Genomic DNA, 3,141 nt, shown 5'->3' on the forward strand with positions numbered 1-3,141 from the left:
ATTTGATGCCTGGCAGTTCCCTACTCTCGCATGGGGAGACCCCACACTACCATCGGCGCTACGGCGTTTCACTTCTGAGTTCGGCATGGGGTCAGGTGGGACCACCGCGCTACGGCCGCCAGGCAAATTCTGTTACTCACCGTCATTCTCATGACCATGAGCTTTAATCCTGAACTAAGCTGAAAATTTACTTTCTGTCTCTAAAAACACCTTCGGTGTTGTAAGGTTAAGCCTCACGGATCATTAGTACTGGTTAGCTCAACGTATCGCTACGCTTACACACCCAGCCTATCAACGTCGTCGTCTTCAACGTTCCTTCAGGACCCTTAAAGGGTCAGGGAGAACTCATCTCGGGGCAAGTTTCGCGCTTAGATGCTTTCAGCGCTTATCTTTTCCGCATTTAGCTACCGGGCAATGCCATTGGCATGACAACCCGAACACCAGTGATGCGTCCACTCCGGTCCTCTCGTACTAGGAGCAGCCCCCCTCAATTCTCCAGCGCCCACGGCAGATAGGGACCGAACTGTCTCACGACGTTCTAAACCCAGCTCGCGTACCACTTTAAATGGCGAACAGCCATACCCTTGGGACCTACTTCAGCCCCAGGATGTGATGAGCCGACATCGAGGTGCCAAACACCGCCGTCGATATGAACTCTTGGGCGGTATCAGCCTGTTATCCCCGGAGTACCTTTTATCCGTTGAGCGATGGCCCTTCCATTCAGAACCACCGGATCACTAAGACCTGCTTTCGCACCTGCTCGAGCCGTCACTCTCGCAGTCAAGCTAGCTTATGCCTTTGCACTAACCTCACGATGTCCGACCGTGATTAGCTAACCTTCGTGCTCCTCCGTTACGCTTTAGGAGGAGACCGCCCCAGTCAAACTACCCACCAGACACTGTCCGCAACCCGGATCACGGGTCTACGTTAGAACATCAAACATTAAAGGGTGGTATTTCAAGGTTGGCTCCACGCAGACTGGCGTCCACGCTTCAAAGCCTCCCACCTATCCTACACATCAAGGCTCAATGTTCAGTGTCAAGCTATAGTAAAGGTTCACGGGGTCTTTCCGTCTTGCCGCGGGTACACTGCATCTTCACAGCGATTTCAATTTCACTGAGTCTCGGGTGGAGACAGCCTGGCCATCATTACGCCATTCGTGCAGGTCGGAACTTACCCGACAAGGAATTTCGCTACCTTAGGACCGTTATAGTTACGGCCGCCGTTTACCGGGGCTTCGATCAAGAGCTTCTCCTTGCGGATAACCCCATCAATTAACCTTCCGGCACCGGGCAGGCGTCACACCGTATACGTCCACTTTCGTGTTTGCACAGTGCTGTGTTTTTAATAAACAGTTGCAGCCAGCTGGTATCTTCGACTGCCTTCAGCTCCACCCGCGAGGGGTTTCACTTACCGACAGCGTGCCTTCTCCCGAAGTTACGGCACCATTTTGCCTAGTTCCTTCACCCGAGTTCTCTCAAGCGCCTTGGTATTCTCTACCTGACCACCTGTGTCGGTTTGGGGTACGATTCAATGTTACCTGATGCTTAGAGGCTTTTCCTGGAAGCAGGGCATTTGTTACTTCAGCACCGTAGTGCCTCGTCATCACACCTCAGCGTTAAAAGAAGTCCGGATTTACCTAAACTTCCCGCCTACATGCTTAAACCGGGACAACCGTCGCCCGGCTAACATAGCCTTCTCCGTCCCCCCTTCGCAGTAACACCGAGTACAGGAATATTAACCTGTTTCCCATCGACTACGCCTTTCGGCCTCGCCTTAGGGGTCGACTCACCCTGCCCCGATTAACGTTGGACAGGAACCCTTGGTCTTCCGGCGAGCGGGCTTTTCACCCGCTTTATCGTTACTTATGTCAGCATTCGCACTTCTGATACCTCCAGCAAACCTCACAGTTCACCTTCGACGGCTTACAGAACGCTCCCCTACCCAACAACACATAGTGTCGCTGCCGCAGCTTCGGTGCATGGTTTAGCCCCGTTACATCTTCCGCGCAGGCCGACTCGACCAGTGAGCTATTACGCTTTCTTTAAATGATGGCTGCTTCTAAGCCAACATCCTGGCTGTCTGTGCCTTCCCACATCGTTTCCCACTTAACCATGACTTTGGGACCTTAGCTGGCGGTCTGGGTTGTTTCCCTCTTCACGACGGACGTTAGCACCCGCCGTGTGTCTCCCGTGATAACATTCTTCGGTATTCGTAGTTTGCATCGGGTTGGTAAGCCGGGATGGCCCCCTAGCCGAAACAGTGCTCTACCCCCGAAGATGAGTTCACGAGGCGCTACCTAAATAGCTTTCGGGGAGAACCAGCTATCTCCCGGTTTGATTGGCCTTTCACCCCCAGCCACAAGTCATCCGCTAATTTTTCAACATTAGTCGGTTCGGTCCTCCAGTTAGTGTTACCCAACCTTCAACCTGCCCATGGCTAGATCACCGGGTTTCGGGTCTATACCCTGCAACTTAACGCCCAGTTAAGACTCGGTTTCCCTGCGGCTCCCCTATACGGTTAACCTTGCTACAGAATATAAGTCGCTGACCCATTATACAAAAGGTACGCAGTCACCCCATAAAGAGGCTCCCACTGCTTGTACGTACACGGTTTCAGGTTCTTTTTCACTCCCCTCGCCGGGGTTCTTTTCGCCTTTCCCTCACGGTACTGGTTCACTATCGGTCAGTCAGGAGTATTTAGCCTTGGAGGATGGTCCCCCCATATTCAGACAGGATACCACGTGTCCCGCCCTACTCTTCGAACTCACAGAATGTGCATTTTAGTGTACGGGAGTATCACCCTGTACCCTGCGACTTTCCAGACGCTTCCACTAACACACAAACTGATTCAGGTTCTGGGCTGCTCCCCGTTCGCTCGCCGCTACTGGGGGAATCTCGGTTGATTTCTTTTCCTCGGGGTACTTAGATGTTTCAGTTCCCCCGGTTCGCTTCATTACGCTATGTATTCACGTAATGATAGTGTGACGAATCACACTGGGTTTCCCCATTCGGAAATCGCCGGCTATAACGGTTCATATCACCTTACCGACGCTTATCGCAGATTAGCACGTCCTTCATCGCCTCTGACTGCCAGGGCATCCACCGTGTACGCTTAGTCGCTTAACCTCACAACCCGAAG

At 52.6% G+C, this 3,141-nt stretch carries 2 rRNA genes; both read right to left on the reverse strand.

The features are described 5' to 3' along the window. Positions 1–7: 7 nt before the first annotated feature. A 5S ribosomal RNA gene (gene rrf / locus F3J29_RS22565) occupies positions 8–123 on the reverse strand. Positions 124–222: 99 nt separating this feature from the next. Continuing rightward, a 23S ribosomal RNA gene (locus tag F3J29_RS22570) occupies positions 223–3,128 on the reverse strand. Positions 3,129–3,141: the final 13 nt, after the last annotated feature.

Origin of the sequence: Enterobacter sp. Cy-643 (assembly GCF_011752815.1) — a bacterium.
Lineage (GTDB): Bacteria > Pseudomonadota > Gammaproteobacteria > Enterobacterales > Enterobacteriaceae > Cedecea.